We start from the raw sequence: 19860 nt of genomic DNA, 5'->3' as shown, positions 1-19860 counted from the left end.
AAGAGGTGATGATCAGCTAGGGGGGGTGACGTCATCACATGCCCCACCATGGCGAGGTTCACCGGGCGGCGCCCGCGCTGCCCCGCGTTCTGGTCCGGCGCGAGCGGCTGCACGCCGAACTCGACGCCGGCGTCCACGGGGCGGTGACGCTGGTCCGGGCCGGAGCCGGCTGGGGCAAGACCGTGCTGATCACGAGCTGGGCCCTCGGCCGCGCCGAACCGGTCCGCTGGCTCACCCTCCACGACCGGCACAACGACGCCGCCGTGCTCCGCGCCGAGCTGACCAGCATGCTCGGCGCGGCGCCGGCCGGTCCGCTGGTGCTGGTGCTCGACGAGCATCAGCGGCTCGTCGACGCCGATGCCCTGGCCGAGCTGGAGACCCTGCTGCACGACTGGTCCCCTCGCGTCCGGATGGTGCTGGCCGGTCGCGGCGAACCGGCCCTGCCCACCCACCGCTGGCAGGCGGCGGGCGAGCTGACCGTGATCGACGCCGGCGCGCTGGCGTTCACCGAGGCCGAGGCGGCCGAGCTGGCCGCCGCGGCCGGCCTGCCGGCGCCGGACCCGGACTCCCTGGGCTGGGCGGCCGGGCTGCGGCTGGACGACGCCGCGGCCGGTGACTATCTGGACAGTGAGGTGCTGTCCGGGCTGTGCGAGTGCACCTGGCGACTGCTGCTGCGCGTCAGCATCCTGAGCTCGGTGCCGTCCGGCCTCGCGGCCGAGCTGTCCGGCGAGCCCGGGGCCGGGCGGATCCTGTCCGGGCTGGCCGCCGCCGACGCGTTCGTGACGGCTGATCCGGGCGACTCCGACCTGTTCCATCTGCACCCCCGGCTGCGGGCCACTCTGCTGCGCCGTCTCCGGCGGGACGAGCCGGGCCAGGTCCGGTCGCTGCACACCCGGGCCATGCGGTGGTACACCGTCCACGAGCCGCGAGAGGCCCTGGACCACGCGCTCGCCGCCGAGGACTGGACCGAGCTCGGCCGGCTGGTTGTCGGGGCCGCGGCGCCGTTCATCGTGTCGGGCGACCGCAACCGGCTGTTCGCGATGCTCCAGCGGGTTCCGTGGCCGGTCCTCACCCGCGACGAGGCCGAACTCGCCGTGTGCGGGGCGCTGCGCCTGTTCTCCGAAGGCGACTACGCGGCCGTGCCCGCGCAACTGGCCCGGGCCGGCCGCCTGCTCGAGGGCCGCACCGAGGCGGACCGGCTGATGGCCGGGACCGCGGTCCGGCTGCTGGAGGCGATCCTGGTCAGGCGGGTCCGGGGCGAGATGCCGGCACTCGTCGCGCAGACCACGCGCATCCTGCGTGAGCTCGCGACCGTACGGCTGGAAGACATGCCCGCGGCCCATCAGTACCGCGCCCTCGCGATCGCCAACAAGGGCATCGGGCTGTTCTGGGCCGGCCGGGCCGACGCCGCCGAACGCTACCTGTGGGCCGGTCTGAGCGTGGCCCGCGCCAACGGGGTGCCGCTCGTCGAAATCAACATGCTCGGGCACCTGGGCGCGCTGGCCCTGGTCACCGGGTCTCGGCAGGACGCTTGGGAGTACGCCGAACAGTCGCGCCACCTCGCCGAGCGGCACCACGTGGAGACCACCCCGCAGGCGTCCCTGGCCTTCCTGGTCGAGGCGTTCGTGGCGGTGGAGCGCAACGACGTCGACACCGCCGAGGAATTGCTGCGGCAGGCGCAGCACTGGGAGCCCTACCCGCACGAGGCGGCGCTGGTGACGATGACCGGCGTGGCCCGGACCCACCTGCTGCTGATCCGCGGCCAGCCGGAGGCGGCCCGCGAAGTGATCCGGCAGGCCCGCCACGACTGGCCGGAAACGCTCGACGCCCCGTTGCTGCGCCGGTGGCTGAACCTCACCGAGTCGGAGGTCGACCTCGAGCTCGGCGACCCGGAGCTGGTTCTGGCCCGGTACGCCGCGATGGGCGAGCCGAGGCTCCTCGCCGCGGAACGCGCCTCGCTGGCCCGCGCCCTGCTGGCCACCGGCGAGAGGGACCGGGCGGACGAGCTGTTCCGCCGGGCCACCGGGGGCAGTGACCCGCTCACGGCCATCATCGCGTGGATCGGGATCGCCCTGGTGGCCGAGGACCGGGGCGCGGAGGCCGAGGCGCTTAGAGCGATCCGCCGCGCCGACGAGCTGGCCGCCCGCGACCGGATCACCTGGCCGTTCCATCGTTTTCCGGGCCGTGCGGTGACGGCCCTGCTGCGGCGCAGCCGCCTCACCCCCGAGGCCGCCCCGGCCCGCGCCGGGCCGCTACCGCCACTGGCCGAACCGCTGAGCAACCGCGAGGTCGAGGTCCTGCACTTCCTGCCGACCCTGCTGACGGTCAACGAGATCGCCGACAGCCTCTCCATCTCCGCCAACACCGTCAAGGTCCACTTACGAGCCATCTACCGCAAACTGGGCGCCCGCCGCCGCCGCGAGGCCGTCCTCATCGCCCGCGACCGCGGCCTGCTCTAAAGTCCCAGCACCTTGTCGAGGGCGGCGCGCAAGGTGGCGGACGGGTCGTCGGTGACGGTGGCGCTGCGGAAGCAGACATGGTTGTCGGGGCGCAGCAGCACGCAGCCGCTGTCGCCGATCTCGCGCAGGCGGGCCCAGTCGCCGTAGGGGTCCTCGTAGTCGGCGCCGGGGCCGATGGTGACGGCGGTGATGCCGTGCGCCGAAGCGGCGGCAACCCAGGCCTCGCCGCCGATTCCGGTGAGCAGCGTGAAGCGGCCCCGGCCGCCCAGATCCAGTATGGACAGCCGTTCGGCGCCGCGGGTCACCCAGGCGTGGGGCACCTTCGCGCCGGGCCAGGTGGTCGCGTGGTGGTACAGCTCGTCGTCGCGCGGGTTCGCCGGGGGTGGTGTCCCGTCCGGCGTGACGGCCGACGAGACGTACCTCTGATTCAGCTCGACGCCGTGGGTGTTGAACTCGTAGTTCTTGAACTCGATGGCCTCGCGGAGCGCCCGCCGCTGCTTCTCCGCCTCCGGCGTGGGAAGTTTGCGGGCGTCCATGTTGGCCCGCAGCTGGGCCGGATCGTCCGTCGACAGCAGGCCCAGCGCCTCGAAGACGCGGGCGGTCTCGCCGATGCTGCGGTTGGCCCGGTCGACGATCTGCCGGCCGATCGGGGCCCGCTCGGCCGAGTAGGTGTCGAGCAGCGAAGGGCCCGCCGTGCCGTCCAGGACCAACTTCAATTTCCAGGCCAGGTTGTACGCGTCCTGAATGGACGTGTTGGAGCCGAGGCCGTTCGACGGGGGATGCCGGTGCACGGCGTCGCCCATGCAGAAGACGCGGCCGCGGTGGTACGTCTCGGCGTACAGGTGATTGACCGTCCAGGCCGAGGACGACTTGATGGTGACCGGCACGGTGTCGTCGCCGATGAGGTGGTGGGCGATCCGCCGGGCGTACTCCTCGGTGAGGTCCGGCGGCTCGCCGTCGATGTCGTAGCCCCAGACGATGAGCCATTCGTGCCAGGGGCGCACGCAGCGGACCAGCCCCATGCCGATGCCGCCGACGTCCGATCCGGTCTGCAGCACCCAGTACAGGGTGCTCGGCCGGTAGGCGGTGTACTTCGTGAGGTCGGCCTCGAAGACGATGTTGATGCTGCCGGCCACGCCCATCCGGCCCACCATCGGCAGGCCGATGTCCTCGGCCACCTTGCTGCGGCCGCCGTCGGCGCCGATCAGATACTTCGAACGGATCTGGTATTCGTCGCCGCGCAGCCGGTCCCGCACGGTCGCGGTGACCCCGTCTTCGTCCTGTTCGAGCGACAGGTATTCGGTCTGGAAGCGGAACGACGTGCCCCGCGCGATCGCGTTCGACGCCAGCACCGGTTCCATCAGATGCTGCGGCATGTCGCAGATGCTCGACGGCGAGGCGAGCAGGTGGTCGGCCAGCCGCGACGGGTGGGTGTACCAGGTGTGCAGCCGGCCCAGCTCCTCGCCGGCCAGGCTGGTGCAGAACGTGGTGTCGCCCATCAGGTGCTGCGGGGTGGCCTGGGCGATCACCTGGTCCTCGATCCCGGCGTCGCGCAGCACCTCCATGGTCCGCTGATTGGTGATGTGCGCCCGCGGCGTGTCGGACAGGGCGGCGTATTTGGTGACGACCACATTGGGTACGCCGTACGTGCTCAGCAGCAGCGCGGCGGCGCCGCCGGCCGGGCCGCTGCCCACGATGAGAACGTCAGTCTCCAGCACTGTCGGGCCCCAATCGGAAGGTGAAGGCGACGCGGCGGGTGCCGTCCTCGTCGCTCGGGAAGTCGACGATCAGGTCGTCCTTGACGCCGAAGACCGCGTCCGAGTCGAGGTACGGTCCGCCGGCGACGAAGAGCTGGGTGACGAGCCGGCGATGACCGGGCGCGCTGATCATGAAGTGCAGGTGCGGCGCCCGGTACGGATGGCGCCCGGTGGCCCGCAACATCCGCCCGACCGGTCCGTCGTCGGGGATCGGGTATTCCGAGGGCAGGATCGACCGGAACCACAGGCGGCCGTCGCCGTCGGTGCGCAGCCGGGCCCGCAGCACCGGGCCTTCCAGGTCGGGCAGCTGGACGTCGTAGTAGCCGTCCTGATTGGACTGCCAGACGTCGACGGTCGCGCCCGCCACCGGCCGCCCGTCGACGTCGGTGACGCGCACGTCGGCCCGCAGCGGCGTGCCGGGCAGGCCCTCGGCGAGGTCGGCACCGTGCTCCTTGACCGGCGGCCCCTCGACGTAGAAGGGGCCGAGCACGGCCGACGGTGTGGTGTCGGGGGAGCGCGAATTGCTCAGCAGATCGACCGCGCTGGAGATGCCGAGCGTGTCGCTCAGCAGCACGAACTCCTGCCGGGTGGGCGAGCAGAGCTGCCCGGTCTCGGTGAGGAACCCGATGGCGGCCGTCCACTCGGCCTCGGTGAGGTCGTTGTCGGCCACGAAGCCGTGCAGGCGCGTCACCAGGTCACCGAGCAGCGCGGCCAGCCGCTGGTCGGGCGCGCCGGCGAAGCTGGCGACCACCTGCGCGGTGAGCCGGCTCAGATCGCCGGCGGCCGTGGCCGGGCGATGGCCGTGCCACGCGTCGGACAGCAGGCGCTCGACGCCGTCCGCCGTCACGGCTCGCGGGTTCGGGTACGGCGTCTCGGTGGCCGCCACCGCCGCTGTCCTCAGCGCGGTCTCGGGAAGGCCGAGTTCGGCCAGCGAGGTGGGCGCGCCGAGGCGGGCCGCCAGATCGAAGACCCCGGCCGGGGCGTCGGAGACGCCGAGCGCGGCGGCGATACGCGCCATCGCCGTGGGCGCGTTGTAGGCCATCACGTGCGGCAGCACGACGGCGTGCGTCTCCGAGTGGGGCAGGCCGAACGAGCCGCCCAGCACGTGGCAGAGCTTGTGGTGCAACCCCATCCCGACGGTGCCGAGGCAGATCCCGGCCAGCCAGGCGCCGGTCAGCGCGTCGGCGCGGGCGTCGAGATCATCCGGCCGGTCGGCGATGCGGGGCAGCGCCCGCGCGAGCCGCCCGATCGCGTCCAGGGCGAAACTGTCGATCGCCGGGTTGGCCTGCGGCGAGTACAGCGCCTCGACCGCGTGCGCCATCGCGTTCAGCCCGCTGGTCACCGACAGCCCGGCCGGCAGGGTCCGGGTCAGCTCCACGTCGTAGATCACCGTTGCCGGCAGGAGCGCCGGGTCGCGGCGTGTGGTCTTCACCCCGCCGTCGGTCTCACCGAGGATCGGCGTCATCTCCGACCCGGCGTACGTGGTGGGAACCGCGATCAGCGGCAGCCCGGTGCGCGCCACGAGAGCCTTGCCGAGCCCCGTGCTCGATCCGCCGCCGAGCGCCACCAGGCAGTCGGCGCCCCGCTCGCGCACCACCTCCAGCGCGCGCTCGGTGACCTCGACCGGCGTGTGCATGGCCACCCCGTCGAAAACGGCGTCGACGCCGGCCACCGGCCCGCGCCTGCTGAGCAGCAGCGGACGTGACCCGCCGGCCCGCGCGATCTCCGCCGGCAGCCGGCTCAGCGTCCCCGCCCCGAAGACGACCCGGGGATGGTGCGCGGTGTACTCGAACGACTCCACGCGCCCAGTGTCAGCCCGCCGAGCGCGCCGATCCTGCACAAAACCGCTGCACGATTCAGCCGCGGCGCAGCGCGGCCGGGGTAACCCCCAGGTGGGCCCGCAGCACCCTGGTCAGATGTTCCTGATGGGAGAAACCGCAGCGCTGGGCGACCTCGGCGATCGGCATGGCCGTGCGGCGCAGCAGCGAGGTGGCGGCGTCGACCCGGCGCTGGATGACGAACTGGTGCGGCGACAGGCCGGTCCGCGCCTTGAACTGCCGGGCGAACTGGCTCACGCTCAACCCGGCCACGGCCGCCAGGTCGGACAGCGGCAGCGGCTCGCCCAGCCGCTGCTCGATCAGATCGCGTACGGCGCGAACCTGCCGGTCCGGCAGACCGGCGCGGGCCGGGCGCCGCGTCTCGGCCGCGGGCTTCGGCCGTACGCTGTGACGCCGTGCCAATTGCGCGGCGAGCGCCTGCCCGAGATGGTCGACGTAGGTGCGCGCCGACGGCTCCCACGCGCGCAGCACGCCGTCGAGGGTCAGCAGCAGCTGCTCGACCAGCGGGTCGAGGCTGCCCAGCTCCTCGGCCAGCTCGACCGGGTCGCCGTCGTGGGCCGCCCGGAGCATGTCGTCGGTCAGGTAGGCGTGCACGGTGTCGAGCTGCCCGCCCAGCTCGACGGTGAGCTCCTTGCCGGCCGGGTGCACGAACAGGCCGCCCGGCGGCACCGTACGCCCGCGGGTGAGCCCGAGGTGCCCGCGGCGCACGGTGACCGGACCGTTCAGGTGCAGGATGACCAGATGGCTGCCGGCGCCGCCGAACGAGGCCTGATAGGGCTGCTCGCGCTGGGTGGAGACGTACAGTTGCTCCCACCCGAGGCCCCGGCTGGTGCGCTCCGGATGAACCCACGACTGGCGGAGGATGCCATTCGTGTCGGCCACCGTCATCTCCGCCATCGCCCCGTCATAGCCCCAAAGCAATGATCAAATCAACCCGTCCAACCGCCCCGCCACCGCCCTTAATCGGAAGAAATGATCCTTACGGCCTCACCACGCTGCCAGCCCGCGATGTCCTCGACCACCTGTTCGTACATGGTCCGCAGGCCGGCCTCGGTCACGTAGCCCAGGTGCGGCAGCAGGACCGTGTTCGGCGCGCCCCGCAGCGGGTTGCCCAGCGGCAGCGGCTCCTCGTCGTAGACGTCCAGCCCGGCCCCGGCGATGGTCCGCGCCGTGAGCGCGGCGACCAGCGCGCCCTCGTCGACGATCGGCCCGCGCGACGTGTTGACCAGGATGGAGGTCGGCTTCATGGCGCTCAGTTCGGCCGCGCCGACCAGGCCTTTGGTGCGGTCGCTGAGCTTGAGGTGCACCGTCAGCACGTCACTCTCGGCGAAAAGCTGGTCCTTGCCGGCATAGGTGACACCGGCCTCCTCGGCGCGTTCCGGCGTCAGGTTCTGACTCCAGGCGATCACCCGCATGTCGAAGGCCTGCCCGATCCGGGCGATCTGCCGTCCCAGCCGGCCCAGGCCCAGCACGCCGAGGGTGCTGCCGGCCAGGTCGGTGCCCACCGTCGTCTGCCAGCGCCCGTCGCGCAGCGCCCGGTCCTCGACCACGACGTGCCGGCGGACCGCCAGGATGAGCGCCCAGGTCAGCTCCGCGGTGTTGGAGCTCTTGGTGGACCCGTACATCTGGGTGCCGCAGACCGTGACCCCGCGCTCAGCCGCCGCCGCGAGGTCGATGGCGGCGTTGGTCATGCCCGTGGTGACCAGCAGCCGCAGGCCGGGCAGCTTGCCGAACAGCGACGCCGGAAACGCCGTCCGCTCGCGCATGACCACCACGACGTCCGCGCCGCGCAGCGCGTCGGCCAGCTCGTCCTCGTCGGCGAGATGCTCGTGCAGCACCTCGACCTCGGCCTCCCGGGTGTCGAACGGCCCGTACTCCCGAGCGACCCGCTGATAGTCGTCCAACACGACAATCCTCATGGTCATCACCGTACGTCCGATTCGGCGGCTTCTCGGAGCCGGCGCAGAAGCTGGGCGGAATCGGACTCGGCGCGGCCGGTGAACACGGCCAGCGCGAGGCTTCCGTGGTCGGCCCAGCCGCAGACGGTGTCAGCGGCCGCGGTTCCGCATTTCATGGTGCCGCCGAGCGGGCCGGCGTCCACGGTGTGCAGATCCGTCGCCTCGGTGTGCGCCTTGTCGGCGAGCAGCCCGAAGGCGGAGTCCAGAACGCTTCCGGGCGCCCACATCGACTTGGTGCCGCCGAGGAAGCGTACGTTCTTGCCGGTGCCGTCCAGGTAGACCGCGCCGACCGCCGTCTTCACGGTGATGCCGTCGGACAGGACGGTCCGCAGGTTCTCGGCGGTGGACCGGCCGTCGTCGGAGAGGTCCAGGCGCAGCGGGCCGACCGTGTCGGGAGTGGAGAGTACGGTGTCGCGGGCCGACACGATCGGCCACCCGAACCCGGCGACGGCCGCGACGCCGCAGAGCGCCACGGCAATGATGATCTTCTTCGGCACCGCGGGAGAGTAACAAAAAGATCATGTAGTTAAGATTCGCGCCGTGATCGATACGAAAGCCCGTCGACGGCGCGTTTGGTGGATCGCCGGCGGGCTCGCCGTGGTGCTGGCGGCGGCCGCCGGGGTGGCCGTGACGGCCTGGCCGGCCACGCCGGCGCCGGTCGCGGCCGCGCCGGCCTCGCCCAGCCCGGTGGTGACAGTGGAGCCGGTGAAGCTGAAGCGGCCGGCCGCGTCGGCACCCCGGTCGCAATGGCAGGCCTGGGTCGGCCAGGAGGCGGAGGCCGCCATGAAAAGGCAGTCGGCCGCGCTGCTCGCCGGCGACTTCGCCGGGTTCACGGCCGACGCCCTGCCGGGCGCCAAAGCCGAACTGGGGCGCCGCTACCGCAGCCTGCGCTCCTTGCACGTCACCCGCTTCGAGCAGTCGGTGGGCGGCAACCCGTGGCCGCCGGCCGAAGCGGGCGGTGACTGGCGCGTCGAAACGCTGGTGGACCACTGCCTGGTCGAGAAGGAGTGCGCGGCCGACTACGCGTACTTCGACAGCATGTGGCGGATCACCCCGCAGGGCCTGCGGCTCGCCGGCTACCACGTCTACGACGAGGCGACCACCTGCTTCGACTGCACCGGCGGCAGCCACACCTTCTCCCGCCCGTGGGAGACGACCGAGCTGGTCGCGCGGGCCGGCCGGCGCACCCTGGTGGCGGTGCCGCTCGCCTACCGGAGCCGGCTGGCCGACCTGAGCCGCCGGGCCGAGGCCGCCGCCGCGGTCGCCGACCGCTACACGGTGGGGGAGGGGCGGGTGGACCGCTACCGGGTCTTCCTGGCCGACGCGGCGTCCTGGAAGCGCTGGTACCGCGGCAACCCCGGCTCCTGGGTGGCCGGCTGGGCCGTGCCGACCGGACGCGACCGCATCGAGACGGAGGTGCTGGCCAGCGAGATGACCCCCGGCTACTCCGACGAGCTGCTGCGGCACGAACTGGCCCACGTGTCGACGCTGCGCAACGACAGCTACTACGGCAAGAACGACGTGTGGTGGCTGGTCGAGGGCATGGCCGACCACGTGGCCCTGGCCGGCAACCCCCAGGGGACCGCCCAGGAGCGGCAGGACCTGCACCGCTACCTGCGCTCCCACAACCTCACGACGGTGGCGGTGCCCCACCCACCCGACGACGCGTCAAACGACGACGCCGGCGGCCGCTACGCCGTCGGCTACTACGCCTTGCACTACCTGATCGCGAAGTACGGCCAGAAGGCCGCCCTGGCGTTCTTCCAGCAGGCGGTCCAGCAGGGCATCGGCTTGGAGGGCGCCGCCATCTCCTCCTTGCACAAGCCGTGGTCCCAGGTGAACCGCGAGTGCGTGGCCGCCGTCCGCAAGGCGTGACCATGTTCCGCCGCCGGCACCCTCTCCACTACGAGGCGGGTGGAAAGGCCGACATCTGGTTCGTCGACGAGCCAGAGCGTCAACTCGACCTTGCCGGGACCTGGCGGCGCGCCGCGATCCTCGTGGTCAAGGACGGGCGTTCTCCCTGGGGTCAGCCGGCGGAGCGGCTTGCCGTGAGGCGACGTATCGCGATTGTCGCGGTCGAGTGAGCTCCGGCCGCGACCTGTTTCCGCAGTGCTTCCGCAAAGCGTTCAAGCGTTCAAGTCGAGGGTTCGCAGATAGCCGAGGCGATGGTAGGCGGCCGGGTCGAAGGTTCCGATGACGCAGCGGTGGTGCAGCGCCAGGAGAGCGGTGTGCACGATGTCCGGGCGTTCCCCGGTCTTGAGGCGGGCGATGATGTCGGTGTGCCGGAACGTCAGCGGAGGCACCTCGATCGCCGGGCGTGAGTCTTCCGGCTTCTCCCGGGTTTCCGTGGCCGGCTCGAGATGCCGCAGAAACCGGTACAGGCGCTGGTCCTGCTCGCCGGTGAGCCCGGGGGCGACGTGCAGGTAAGCCTGCGGGGACGCGATGACCTGACACGTGTCGTCGGCGACGGCTTCGACCAGGGCGGCGCCCACGGTGAGACTGTCCAGGCGGGCATGCGAGGCCAGCACCGACGCGTCGACGACGAAGTTCGGCCAGCTGATGTGCGGGCGCGCATAGTCGAGATAGCCCAGCCGGTAGACGGCCGCAGCCAGCGCGGCGGTGTCTTTCGGCCGCGGTTCGGCGTGCCGGTTCTCCCGCAGGTGAGGCAGCAGCATCTGGTGAATGCCGTCGAAGCCCTTACCAGCACTCTGATATTGCTCCAGCAGGCGGGCGGCGGCACGTTCGCGAGATGTCGGTTCGGGTTCCACGGCGCTCGACCGTAGGCGGCACGAAGCCAGCCCATCAATCGCCGCGAGAATCCCGCCCAAAGGTGAGGCGCCTAACAAGAAAATAGCGTTCTAGCAGGTCAGCGACTTGAGCGGAGGCCACCGGCAGTGCTGCCGGCGACCAAGTCCGACATGCCCGACATAAAATCGCCAGCAACTGACCACATCGTGGGAAGCGGCGACAGGTGTGGCATCCTGGCACGCTTTTGCCCACGAAGACCCGGCACCCGAGTTGTGGCGCGGCCCTAACGAAACCCAGCCGGCCGCAACAGAGACGCCCCTCAACCGGCTCACACGATGCCGTTCGATCAGGTCGGGGCTGAGAGCCGTGGCGCATTCTCAAATGCTTTCGCACCGCCCCTGCGCACGGTTTCAGGTATCGCCAGTGATTCCGTGATGCCACCATCTTCCTGAGGCGTGGCTGAGCGGTGAATACCCGATCTTCCGACCGCCTCCTGTGGCCGATATTCACGGCGCAACGCGGCGTTCCATATCGCCCGGCGAATTCGCCCCGTGTGGTGACCTTCGCCTGGGTCGCCGCCTCATCGTGAATGTGGTTTTCGGGCCGCACTATCGTCTTGGCCTTGACTGTCGGTTCCGGCTTCATCGCCGTCTCCGGCTGGGCCACCTCCGCGGTTCGTGCTGCCGATTCCTCAACCGGCTCCCGCGCGCGGCAGGCGGGCGCACCCTCCGGGTGAGCAGTGGCTTTCGCCGGATCAACGGGCCGCCGCGTACACGTGACCTCGTCATCCCAGAGCAGCGGCGGTATCCGCTCGACCGAATCATGTAACCCCAACTCGCCGCACAGCCGCGAACAGCCATGCAATCGGCACAGCTTCAACGCATGACGCCGTTTGAGTCCCCACCGTCGCCGCTCCTCACAATCACGCCGGAAATCGGCCATGTCCGGCGAATGGCTCGGCACCCCGGACCAGTCACGCATCGCCGCGATCTCCGACCTGGAAAAGAACCCCAACTGCGTCATAAACCATTATCCCGCACCCCGGAGATCGAAAACAAAGAAAGGATCATGCCAATAAGAATGGGGCGCAAAGAAGGATCCGGGAGTCAGCGAGAAGCACGCTCACCTGCCGCCTGTCGTGTATGCCGCGCGCCGCCGAGCCGCGCGCCGCCGAGCCGCGCGCCGCCGAGCCGCGCGCCGCCGAGCAGCGCGCCGCCGAGCCGCCACCCGCGAGCCGCCGAGCCGCCGAGCCGCGACCCGCGAGCCGCCGAGCCATGAGCCGCCGCGCCGCGCGCCGCGAGCCGCCGAGCCGTGAGCCGCCAGCCCCGCGCCGCGCGCCGCGAGCCGCCGAGCCGCGCGCCGCCAGCCGCGCGCCGCCAGCCGCGCGCCGCCGAGCTGCGCGCCGCCGAGCCGTGAGCCGTCGAGCCGTGAGCCGCGCGCCGCCGAGCCGCGACCCGCGAGCCGCCGAGCCGTGAGCCGCCGAGCCGTGAGCCGCCGCGCCGCGAGCCGCCGAGCCGCCGAGCCGTGAGCCGCCAGCCCCGCGCCGCGAGCCGCCGAGCTGCGCGCCGCGTGCCGCCAGCCGCCAGCTGTCACGCGTCCCGGGACTGGATGGCGGAGCTCAAGGTAACTGTCGGTAGTCCCATGATGCCGAGCGCGAGGGCAGACTGACGCCGCATCGTGTGGGCATCACGCTGGCTTGGCGCCTTGCTCAGCCGTCGATCCGTGATCGATTGATAGGCGGCAGAAGCGGCCAGTGCCGCCGCCGTGGCCATGCGCTCACCCCGCGGCTGCTTGGTGGGCTCGTTCAACCGGGCCAGCACCAGACGCGGGCACTCACGATTGGCAGTGGAGGGGTGAAGACGCCGTCAATGTTCACCAGGAGCACCGGCGCTCGGGACGGGGCCGCCCTTGAGATCGGCGCCTGCCTCAACTCGGGCCGGCGACCGGCTTCCGCCCGAGCTCATGGATACAACTGGCAAGGTCCGCCTTGGTCGAGTCATCGGGGCCGGTTCGGCTTCGGAACCAGAGGCGCGGCTCAGTCGCCGGCGCAGATGTTGGCGTCTGTGTTGGTGTCGGTGACGCAAGGGCGGGCGCGCTGGGCCGGGTGGTACGTGTGCTTGAGGATGACGATGCTCGGGATCAGGAGCACGATCGCCAGGGCTCCGCTGGTCAGCGCGCGTGGACGGCGGTCGGTCAGCAGGAACACGAAGAACAGCAGGGCGGGCAGCGCGACCATCAGCACGGCGATCAGCGAGAAGGCGGCGTCGGCCCGGTCTTCGCGCTCGGCCAGGGACGAGCCGTCGGTGAACAGCTGGTCGACTTGGAAACCGCTGTACAGCTGGGGCCAATCCGCCAGGCGCAACGGAGCGGCCACCAGCACGGCCGTGACCGCGACGGCCCACCAGATCCGGTACGGACGCAGGCCTCGCCACCACGGCAGGGCCCAGAGCAGTAGCCAGCCCACCGCGAACAGCCGGGCGTGCCGGGCGACCATCGCCAGAATGGTTTCCGAGCAGCCGTTCTCGGCGAAGGCGGTGCCGCACAGCGCCGGATAGTCAGTCGCGTCCCGCGCCACCAGCACGCCGATGCTCAGGGCCGGCGCCGGTGCCAGCAGAACGGTCACCGCCGGTGTGATCAGCCAGCCCGGCAGATCCCGCCGCCGGTTCAGGCGGCTGGGCGACTCGATCGGCACGGTCGGGGAGCATACCGGGTGGCGCGTCTCGCGGGCGGGGTGTTGTCGCGCGGGGCAGGACGGTCAGGGCGATGAGCGTGGCCGCGAGCAGCAGGGCCGCGCACAAGGTCAGGCCGAACGCGTAGCCGGCGGTGAGGGAGCCGGTAGTGGTGGTGTGGTGGGCGGCTGCCGTGCCGAGGACGGCCAGGCCCAGCGACGCTCCTATCTGGCGGGAGCTGCTCAGCAGGCCGGAGGCCATGCCCGACTCGTGCGGGGCCACGCCGGCGGTGGCGAGCGAGACGATCGGGGCCAGGCAGAGGCCGAACCCGATGCTGGCCACGAGGGACGGGCCGAGGATGTCGGTGGCGAAGGCGCCGTCGGGGCTGATCCCGGAGAACCAGGCGAAGCCGGCGGCGGTGAGCAGGCCGCCCAGGACGAGCAGGACGCGGGGCGGGAAGCGGTAGCCCAGGCGCACGGCCAGCACCGAGCCGGCGACCACGCCGAGGGCGAACGGCAGGAACATCACGCCGGTCAGGGCCGGTCCGACGCCGAGCACGCCCTGCAGGTAGAGCGAGGCGAAGTAGAAGGCCGCGGCCATCGCCGCGCCGACCAGCAGGTTGTACGCGTTGGCGCCGGCCACCGACCGGTTGGTGAACAGGCCCAGCCGGATCAGCGGATCCCTGGTGGTCCGGCGCTCGACCAGCACGAACGCCGCCAGCAGGAGCAGGGCCGGCAGGGTCCAGAGCCACGACTGCCGGACTATCGCGTACACCAGCACGGTCATGCCTGTGGTGCCCAGCGCGGCGCCGGCCACGTCGGGGCGCCCGCGCGGGGCGACCGGGTCGTCGGGGGCGACACCGCGCCAGGTCAGGACCAGGGCGACCAGCGACATGGGAACGCTGACGAACATCACCCAGCGCCAGCCGGCCCACTGGGTGAGCACGCCGCCGATGAGGACGCCGAGAGCGCCGCCGGCCGCGTTGGTCGCGGCCCAGACACCGAAGGCCCGCACGCGTGGCCGGCCGGTGGGGAAGGTGGCCGTGAGCAGGGCCAAAGCGGCCGGCGCCAGCGCGGCGGCGCCGATGCCCTGGGCGAACCGGGCGGCGACGAGGTGACCCGGCGACTGGGCGAAGCCGCCGGCCAGTGAGGCGACGGCGAACAGCGTCAGGCCGGCCAGCAGGACCCGCCGCCGGCCGAAGCGGTCGGCGGCCTTGCCGCCGAGCAGGAGGAGCCCGCCGAAGGCGAGCGCGTAGGCGTGGATGACCCAGGTGAGCCCGGTGGCGCCGAAGCCGAGGCCGTCACGGATTGCCGGAAGACCGACATTTACGACCGAGAGATCAAGCGACACCATGAACTGCACGACGGCCACGGCCGTCAGGGTGAGCGACTTTCGGAACATGTTCGAAAACTAGTGCCCGGGGCGGGCGGGGGCAAGATGGGGAACGTGCCAAGAACTGGACGCCCGCCCGTGACCTCCCGCGCGCAGATCCTCGCCACCGCGCGGCGGCTGATCGACCACCACGGCTGGGAGAAGCTGACGATCCGCCGGCTCGCCGGTGAGCTCGGGATCGGGCCGACCACGCTCTACCACCACGTACGGGACAAGGAAGCTCTTCTCCTGCTGCTGCTGAACGAGTACGCCGAACAGGCGGCCCCGCCCGACCTGCCCGACGCCCCGGGGGAGCGCGTCGTCGTCGCCGCCCAGGCCCTGCACGACGGGCTGGCCGCGTGGCCGTGGGCGGCCGAGGTGCTCACCGTCGACGGTTTCGTCGGACGGCTCGGCGCGCCGGCGCTGCGGCTCGTCGAGGTGATCCTGGACGGCGCGGTCGACTGCGGCCTCACCCGCGAGCAGGCCGTCGACGCCTTCCGCGCCATCTGGTACTACACCGTCGGCGAAATCCTGGTCCGTGCCCGCTCGGCCCGGCGCGACCTCGGCGGCTGGGAGATCACGTTCACCGACTTCGACCCGGAACGAGTGCCCACCCTGGCCGCCATCGGTTCGCGGTGGCCCGAGCTAGTGGCCCGCGACATCTACCCCGAGGGTCTGCGGGCGCTGGTCGGCGGGCTGATAGGCGCCGCGCGCCAGGGCGATTAATTCGGTCAGGCCGTACGGGCGGTCGTCGCGCCACCAAGCGAGCCACACCGGAATGCGCGGGGCGTCCCGCACCGCCCGGTAGGCGACCCCCGGCCGCGGGTTCTGGTTGGCCGTCGCCTCCGACGTCACGCCGACCGCCTGTCCCGCCGCGATCAGCGTCAGCCACTCGTCGACACCGTGCGTCTCCCGCGTCGACGCCGGTCCCGACCCGGCCGGCCACAGCGAGGCCGTGGTCGTGCCCGTCCGGCTGTCCAGGGCCACCGTGTAGCGGCCAGGTCACTGATCCGGACCGTGCGCCGGCGCGCCAGCGCGTTGTCGGTGGCCACGGCGGCATACCGCGCCTCCGTACCGACCAGAGCGGTGTCGAAACGCTCGTCGCCGTCGAGGGCCCGGCGCAGCACCGCCACGTCCGCCAGCCCTTCGGCCAGACCCGCGGTCGCGGTGCCGGACTGCACGAAGACCAGCGGCAAGCCGGAACCGCCGCGGGCGCCGTCACCATGCTGGGCAGCGCCGCCAGCAACCAGATCGGCGCGGCCGTGGGCGCACACGCCTTTCCCGTCATGGGGCCGGGTGGGGTCGTGGCCGTGCGGCAGATCGTGGCCGCGGCCGTCCTCATCCCGGTGGCCCGCCCGGACGTGCGCCGCTTCACGTGGGGACAGTGGTGGCCCGTACTGCTGCTGGGCCTGGTCTTCGCCACCATGAACCTGAGCCTCTACACGGCGATCGACCGGATCGGCCTGGGCCTGGCGGTGACGCTGGAGTTCCTCGGCCCCCTCGCGGTCGCCCTCGCCGGCTCACGGACCCGCCGCGACCTGCTGTGCGCGGCCCTGGCCGGCGCCGGTGTCCACATCCTCGTGTCGCCGGGCCCGGCCAGCGACTTCCCCGGCGTCGGCCTCGGGCTTCTGGCGGCCGCCTGCTGGGCCGCGTACATCCTCCTCAACCGCCTCGCCGGGCGTCGCCTGACGGGCCTTCAGGCCCCCGCGGTCGCGACCTCCGTCTCCGCCCTGGCCTACCTTCCGGTCCTGCTGACAGTCGAATTCGAGGGCTTGCCGTACGCCGTGACGGCCGGCCTGCTGAGCTCCGTCATCCCCTACGCCGCCGACCTGGTCGTGCTCCGCCGCGTACCACCCCGCCTGTTCGGCGTCTTCATGAGCGTGCACCCGGTGATGGCCGCCCTGGCCGGTCTGACCCTGCTGGGCCAGCCCCTGACGGTCCATCAGTGGACCGGAATCCTGCTGGTCGTGACGGCGAACGCTACAGCGGCCGGCGCTGCCTCCACTGCTCGCTCGTGATTTCGTAGCGCACCCCGCCGTGCTCGGCTCCTTCCGTCAACACCATGCCGACCTTCTCCAGCACGTTCCGGGAGGCGCTGTTCGCGGTCATGGTCTCGGCCCAGACGGTACGCACCCCCAGCTCGGTGAACGCCTTTCCCAGCAGAGCTTTCGCGCCCTCGGTGGCGTACCCCACGCCCCATGCCGCCCGCCGCAGCCGGTAGCCGAGCTCGACCTCGTCCAGCGGGCCGCCCCGCTCGGGCCGCAGAAAGAACCAGCCGACGAAGGCCCCGCCGGCCTTCTCCCGCGCCGCGAAGAGCCCGAAGTCGCCGCCCCACCTCTCGTACCCGGCGATGATGTTCGGCAGGTTCCGCTCGCGAATCACCTCGGGCGCGGTCGGCTCCCCGCCGCTCAGATAGCGCATGACCGCCGGATCACTGTCCAGCTCGATCAGCAGCTCCGCATCCTTGTCGGTGAACTGACGAAGGATCAGGCGCCCGGTGTCCAGGTACTCGCTCACGCCCGCATCCTGCGCCACCGGCCCGAAAAGGGCCAGCACTTCGAGTGTGGTGGCGGCGCGTGCCGGGCTCTGTGACGACCAGTACACCGGACCAGGGGAACTCCCGGGTGCGGGACGGGGTACTGCCGGGCGAGGGTGAGAGCACCACCAACCAGGGGAGACGCCATGTTCTCAGGAACGCACCACCTGCCGAAACAAGGCCCGCTGCCGCTGCTCGACGGCGCGACCGGCTGGCTCAACACCGGGCCGTTGCGGGCGGAGGAACTGCGCGGCAAGGTGGTTCTCGTCAACTTCTGGACCTTCACCTGCGTCAACTGGCTGCGCCAGCTTCCCTATGTGCGGGCCTGGCACGAGAAGTACGCCTCCCAGGGGCTCGTCGTTCTCGGCGTGCACACGCCCGAGTTCCGGTTCGAGCACGACCTCGAGGACGTACGCCGGGAGATGCGCGCCGACGGCATCGAGTATCCCGTCGCTTTCGACAACGAGTACGGCGTGTGGCGTGCCTTCGACAACCATTACTGGCCGGCGCTGTATCTGGCCGACGCCGACGGGGAGATCCGGTTCCACCACTTCGGCGAGGGCGAGTACGAGCGTACCGAGAAAGCGATCCAGCGCCTGCTTCACGAGGCCGGCGCCGACCCCGGGCACGATCTGGTCGTCGTCGAGCCGCGGCCGGTGGAGGAGGCGGCCGACTGGTCGACCCTCGAATCGCAGGAGAACTACACCGGATACGACCGCACCGAGCGCTTCGCCTCGCCCGACGGCCTGATTCTCGGCAAACCGCACCGGTACACGCTTCCGGACACGCTCGGGCTCAACGAGTGGTCCCTGGAGGGGGACTGGACGATGAACGAGCAGGCGACCGTCTCCGGCGCCGCCGGCGCCCGCCTGCTCTACCGCTTCCACGCCCGGGACCTGAACATCGTCGCGGGGGCCGCCACGCCCGTACGCTTTCAGATCCTCGTCGACGGGGAGCCGCCGGCCGCCGGCGCGGGCCAGGACGTCGACGCCGACGGCTACGGCACGCTCGGCGACCGCCGCCTGTACCAGCTGCTGCGCCAGCCCGACCCGATCACCGACCACACCGTGGAGATCACCTTCCTCGATCCGGGCGCCGAGACGTACAGCTTCACGTTCGGCTGAGAGCGTTCGACTGAGAGCGTTCGACTGAGAGCGTTCGACTGAGAGCGTTCGACTGAGAGCGTTCGACTGAGAGCGTTCGGCTGAGAGCGTTCGGCTGAGAGCGTTCGGCTGTCGGCCGGCCGCCGTCAGCGGATGGTGTGGTTCATCCGGAACATAACGTCCGGATCGTAGCGGCGTTTGACCGCGCGCAGACGGTCGTAGAGTTCGCGACCGTACACTTCGGACAGCTCCTGCGGGTCGACCGCCTCCTCGGTCGAGAGGAAGTTCAGCATCCGGCGGTGTCGCGGGTCCGACCACGGCCGCATCGCGGTGACCAGCCGTTCGAGGCGGCGGTGGCCGCCGTCCAGGTCGTCGGCGCCGACCGCGAAGGCGACAGCTGGAACGGCAGGCCCCGGCTGGGCACCGAGTCGGGTGTGGCCGGCGGGCGGTCCATGGCGCCGCCCAGGGCCCGCACCTCGACGCTGGTCAGCGGGATCCGGGTGCCGGGGCCGGTCAGCTCGATCAGCTTGTCCAGGGCGGCGTCGGGCAGGCCGCTCAGGCCGAGGCTGCGGTCCTGGTACGGCGAGGCGTCGACCGGGTCGTTGTGCAGGGTCGCCGCGACCGCGAACGGCACCTCGGCCACCGTGTCGATGAGGGCGGGCGCGACCGCCCGCATCGGCGCCAGCAGCGCCTCGCCCTCCTCGGCCGGGCCCAGGTGGGCGAAGCGGACGCTCAGCACGTGCGCGCCGCGCAGCGGCTCGGGCAGCTGCGGGATCGGGGGGCCGCGCAGCGCCGCGAACAGCTCGTCGTCGCCACTGACCGTGCGGAGCTCCCCGTCCGCCGTCACGATGTCGAACGAGGTCACGTGGTCGGACGCGTATCCGTACGGCCGGGAAAGAATCGGACCCTGCCCGCCACCGAGCACGTAACCGATCGCGCCGACCGTGACCGACGAGCCGGCCATCGGGGCCAGCCCTTCCTTGGCGGCGGCGTCGATGACCTCCCGCCAGAGCGCGCCGCCGGTCACCCGCGCGGTCCGCCGCCCGGCGTCGACGGTGACCCCGGCCATCCGGTCCAGGGTGATGAGCACGGCGCCCTCGGCCGTGTAGGGCTGCATGTGACCGCCGCCACGGACCGCGACCGCCAGCCTGTTCGCCGCCGCGTACCGGACCGCCGCCCGCACGTCGGCGACGTCGGCGGCGCCGACCGCGATCGCCGGCCGCAACGGGGTCAGCAGGTTCTGGGTGCGGCATTCCTCGTCGTATCCGGGGTCGCCCGGGCGCAGTACCGGCCCGGTCAGTTTCTCAAGATCAGTCATGACCATCTCGACGCGATGTGGCGCGCCCGGGTTCGTGGACAGTGGCGAGCGGTACTCGAGGCCATCGCGCCGGTACCTGAGAACGATGCGCCGGCCCGCCCGC

19 protein-coding genes are annotated in these 19860 nt (G+C 71.8%); 6 read left to right on the top strand and 13 right to left on the bottom strand.

The annotated features are described in order from the left end of the window. Positions 1-38 precede the first annotated feature (38 nt). Positions 39-2459 (top strand): LuxR C-terminal-related transcriptional regulator, encoded by a 2421-nt coding sequence (locus ACGFJ7_RS19555; RefSeq protein WP_392642925.1) that lies wholly within the window; start codon positions 39-41, stop codon positions 2457-2459. On the opposite strand, the gene ACGFJ7_RS19550 is transcribed toward ACGFJ7_RS19555, so the two are convergent. From ACGFJ7_RS19550 to ACGFJ7_RS19530, 5 genes are all read right to left on the bottom strand, one after another. Then, positions 2456-4177, bottom strand: coding sequence for an FAD-dependent oxidoreductase (locus tag ACGFJ7_RS19550; protein WP_392642924.1), 1722 nt, complete (start codon positions 4175-4177; stop codon positions 2456-2458). The genes ACGFJ7_RS19555 and ACGFJ7_RS19550 overlap by 4 nt on opposite strands. Beyond that, a complete protein-coding gene (locus ACGFJ7_RS19545) occupies positions 4164-6017 on the bottom strand; it encodes a maleylacetate reductase and hydroxyquinol 1,2-dioxygenase domain-containing protein (protein WP_392642923.1) in 1854 nt (617 codons plus the stop codon). Before ACGFJ7_RS19545 ends, ACGFJ7_RS19550 begins: the two co-directional genes overlap by 14 nt. A 55-nt stretch (positions 6018-6072) precedes the next feature. Then, positions 6073-6951: an AraC family transcriptional regulator gene (locus tag ACGFJ7_RS19540; protein WP_360250961.1), complete on the bottom strand. Its 879-nt coding sequence runs from the start codon at positions 6949-6951 to the stop codon at positions 6073-6075. 62 nt (positions 6952-7013) lie between these two features. After that, positions 7014-7973: a D-2-hydroxyacid dehydrogenase family protein gene (locus tag ACGFJ7_RS19535; RefSeq protein ID WP_392642922.1), complete on the bottom strand. Its 960-nt coding sequence runs from the start codon at positions 7971-7973 to the stop codon at positions 7014-7016. Between the two features lie 5 nt (positions 7974-7978). Beyond that, positions 7979-8509 carry a hypothetical protein gene (locus tag ACGFJ7_RS19530; protein WP_392642921.1) on the bottom strand — a complete coding sequence of 177 codons (531 nt, stop codon included), beginning with the start codon at positions 8507-8509 and terminating at the stop codon, positions 7979-7981. A gap of 43 nt (positions 8510-8552) precedes the next feature. On the opposite strand from ACGFJ7_RS19530, the gene ACGFJ7_RS19525 reads away from it, so the two are divergent. Together ACGFJ7_RS19525 and ACGFJ7_RS19520 are read left to right on the top strand one after the other, a co-directional pair. Continuing rightward, on the top strand, positions 8553-9887 hold the full coding sequence (locus ACGFJ7_RS19525; RefSeq protein WP_392642920.1) for a hypothetical protein: 1335 nt from the start codon (positions 8553-8555) through the stop codon (positions 9885-9887). Positions 9888-9889: 2 nt separating this feature from the next. After that, positions 9890-10096: a hypothetical protein gene (locus ACGFJ7_RS19520; RefSeq protein WP_392642919.1), complete on the top strand. Its 207-nt coding sequence runs from the start codon at positions 9890-9892 to the stop codon at positions 10094-10096. Positions 10097-10138: 42 nt separating this feature from the next. Here the strand turns inward: ACGFJ7_RS19520 and ACGFJ7_RS19515 are convergent, their stop codons facing one another. From ACGFJ7_RS19515 to ACGFJ7_RS19505, 3 genes are all read right to left on the bottom strand, one after another. Further along, entirely contained in the window at positions 10139-10780 is a 642-nt protein-coding gene (locus tag ACGFJ7_RS19515) for a hypothetical protein (protein WP_392642918.1), read from the bottom strand. A gap of 2015 nt (positions 10781-12795) precedes the next feature. Further along, positions 12796-13383, bottom strand: coding sequence for a hypothetical protein (locus ACGFJ7_RS19510; protein ID WP_392642917.1), 588 nt, complete (start codon positions 13381-13383; stop codon positions 12796-12798). Next, positions 13316-14830, bottom strand: a complete 1515-nt coding sequence (locus ACGFJ7_RS19505) for an MFS transporter (RefSeq protein ID WP_392642916.1) — start codon at positions 14828-14830, stop codon at positions 13316-13318. The genes ACGFJ7_RS19510 and ACGFJ7_RS19505 overlap by 68 nt, the downstream gene beginning before the upstream one ends. A 45-nt stretch (positions 14831-14875) precedes the next feature. On the opposite strand from ACGFJ7_RS19505, the gene ACGFJ7_RS19500 reads away from it, so the two are divergent. Beyond that, positions 14876-15526: a TetR/AcrR family transcriptional regulator gene (locus ACGFJ7_RS19500; RefSeq protein ID WP_360250934.1), complete on the top strand. Its 651-nt coding sequence runs from the start codon at positions 14876-14878 to the stop codon at positions 15524-15526. Here ACGFJ7_RS19500 and ACGFJ7_RS19495 read toward each other — a convergent pair. Both ACGFJ7_RS19495 and ACGFJ7_RS19490 read right to left on the bottom strand, forming a co-directional pair. Then, positions 15446-15787: a hypothetical protein gene (locus ACGFJ7_RS19495; RefSeq protein WP_392643184.1), complete on the bottom strand. Its 342-nt coding sequence runs from the start codon at positions 15785-15787 to the stop codon at positions 15446-15448. The genes ACGFJ7_RS19500 and ACGFJ7_RS19495 overlap by 81 nt on opposite strands. After that, positions 15685-15927 (bottom strand): hypothetical protein, encoded by a 243-nt coding sequence (locus ACGFJ7_RS19490; RefSeq protein WP_392643178.1) that lies wholly within the window; start codon positions 15925-15927, stop codon positions 15685-15687. Before ACGFJ7_RS19490 ends, ACGFJ7_RS19495 begins: the two co-directional genes overlap by 103 nt. 96 nt (positions 15928-16023) lie before the next feature. Between ACGFJ7_RS19490 and ACGFJ7_RS19485 the strand changes: the two genes are divergently transcribed. Then, positions 16024-16818 (top strand): DMT family transporter, encoded by a 795-nt coding sequence (locus tag ACGFJ7_RS19485; protein ID WP_392642915.1) that lies wholly within the window; start codon positions 16024-16026, stop codon positions 16816-16818. Here ACGFJ7_RS19485 and ACGFJ7_RS19480 read toward each other — a convergent pair. Beyond that, entirely contained in the window at positions 16781-17317 is a 537-nt protein-coding gene (locus tag ACGFJ7_RS19480) for a GNAT family N-acetyltransferase (RefSeq protein ID WP_392642914.1), read from the bottom strand. The genes ACGFJ7_RS19485 and ACGFJ7_RS19480 overlap by 38 nt on opposite strands. A 165-nt stretch (positions 17318-17482) precedes the next feature. On the opposite strand from ACGFJ7_RS19480, the gene ACGFJ7_RS19475 reads away from it, so the two are divergent. Then, entirely contained in the window at positions 17483-18460 is a 978-nt protein-coding gene (locus ACGFJ7_RS19475; RefSeq protein ID WP_392642913.1) for a redoxin domain-containing protein, read from the top strand. 125 nt (positions 18461-18585) lie between these two features. Here the strand turns inward: ACGFJ7_RS19475 and ACGFJ7_RS19470 are convergent, their stop codons facing one another. Both ACGFJ7_RS19470 and ACGFJ7_RS19465 read right to left on the bottom strand, forming a co-directional pair. Continuing rightward, entirely contained in the window at positions 18586-18732 is a 147-nt protein-coding gene (locus ACGFJ7_RS19470) for a BBE domain-containing protein (protein WP_360250919.1), read from the bottom strand. Further along, a complete protein-coding gene (locus ACGFJ7_RS19465) occupies positions 18726-19757 on the bottom strand; it encodes an FAD-binding oxidoreductase (RefSeq protein ID WP_392642912.1) in 1032 nt (343 codons plus the stop codon). Before ACGFJ7_RS19465 ends, ACGFJ7_RS19470 begins: the two co-directional genes overlap by 7 nt. Positions 19758-19860 lie beyond the last annotated feature (103 nt).

This window comes from Actinoplanes sp. NPDC048988 (assembly GCF_043197815.1).
GTDB lineage: Bacteria > Actinomycetota > Actinomycetes > Mycobacteriales > Micromonosporaceae > Actinoplanes.
Note: the sequence above shows the minus strand (reverse complement) of the source record. Positions and strands in the feature narration are given on the sequence as shown.

Excerpts from the sequence above, each read along its gene's own strand:
- ACGFJ7_RS19540 (WP_360250961.1), bottom strand. The coding sequence starts at position 6,951 with ATGGCGGAGATGACGGTGGCCGACACGAATGGCATCCTCCGCCAGTCG.
- ACGFJ7_RS19505 (WP_392642916.1), bottom strand. The coding sequence starts at position 14,830 with ATGTTCCGAAAGTCGCTCACCCTGACGGCCGTGGCCGTCGTGCAGTTC.
- ACGFJ7_RS19475 (WP_392642913.1), top strand. The coding sequence starts at position 17,483 with ATGTTCTCAGGAACGCACCACCTGCCGAAACAAGGCCCGCTGCCGCTG.
- ACGFJ7_RS19555 (WP_392642925.1), top strand. The coding sequence starts at position 39 with ATGCCCCACCATGGCGAGGTTCACCGGGCGGCGCCCGCGCTGCCCCGC.
- ACGFJ7_RS19485 (WP_392642915.1), top strand. The coding sequence starts at position 16,024 with ATGCTGGGCAGCGCCGCCAGCAACCAGATCGGCGCGGCCGTGGGCGCA.
- ACGFJ7_RS19465 (WP_392642912.1), bottom strand. The coding sequence starts at position 19,757 with ATGACTGATCTTGAGAAACTGACCGGGCCGGTACTGCGCCCGGGCGAC.
- ACGFJ7_RS19470 (WP_360250919.1), bottom strand. The coding sequence starts at position 18,732 with ATGCTGAACTTCCTCTCGACCGAGGAGGCGGTCGACCCGCAGGAGCTG.
- ACGFJ7_RS19520 (WP_392642919.1), top strand. The coding sequence starts at position 9,890 with ATGTTCCGCCGCCGGCACCCTCTCCACTACGAGGCGGGTGGAAAGGCC.
- ACGFJ7_RS19535 (WP_392642922.1), bottom strand. The coding sequence starts at position 7,973 with ATGAGGATTGTCGTGTTGGACGACTATCAGCGGGTCGCTCGGGAGTAC.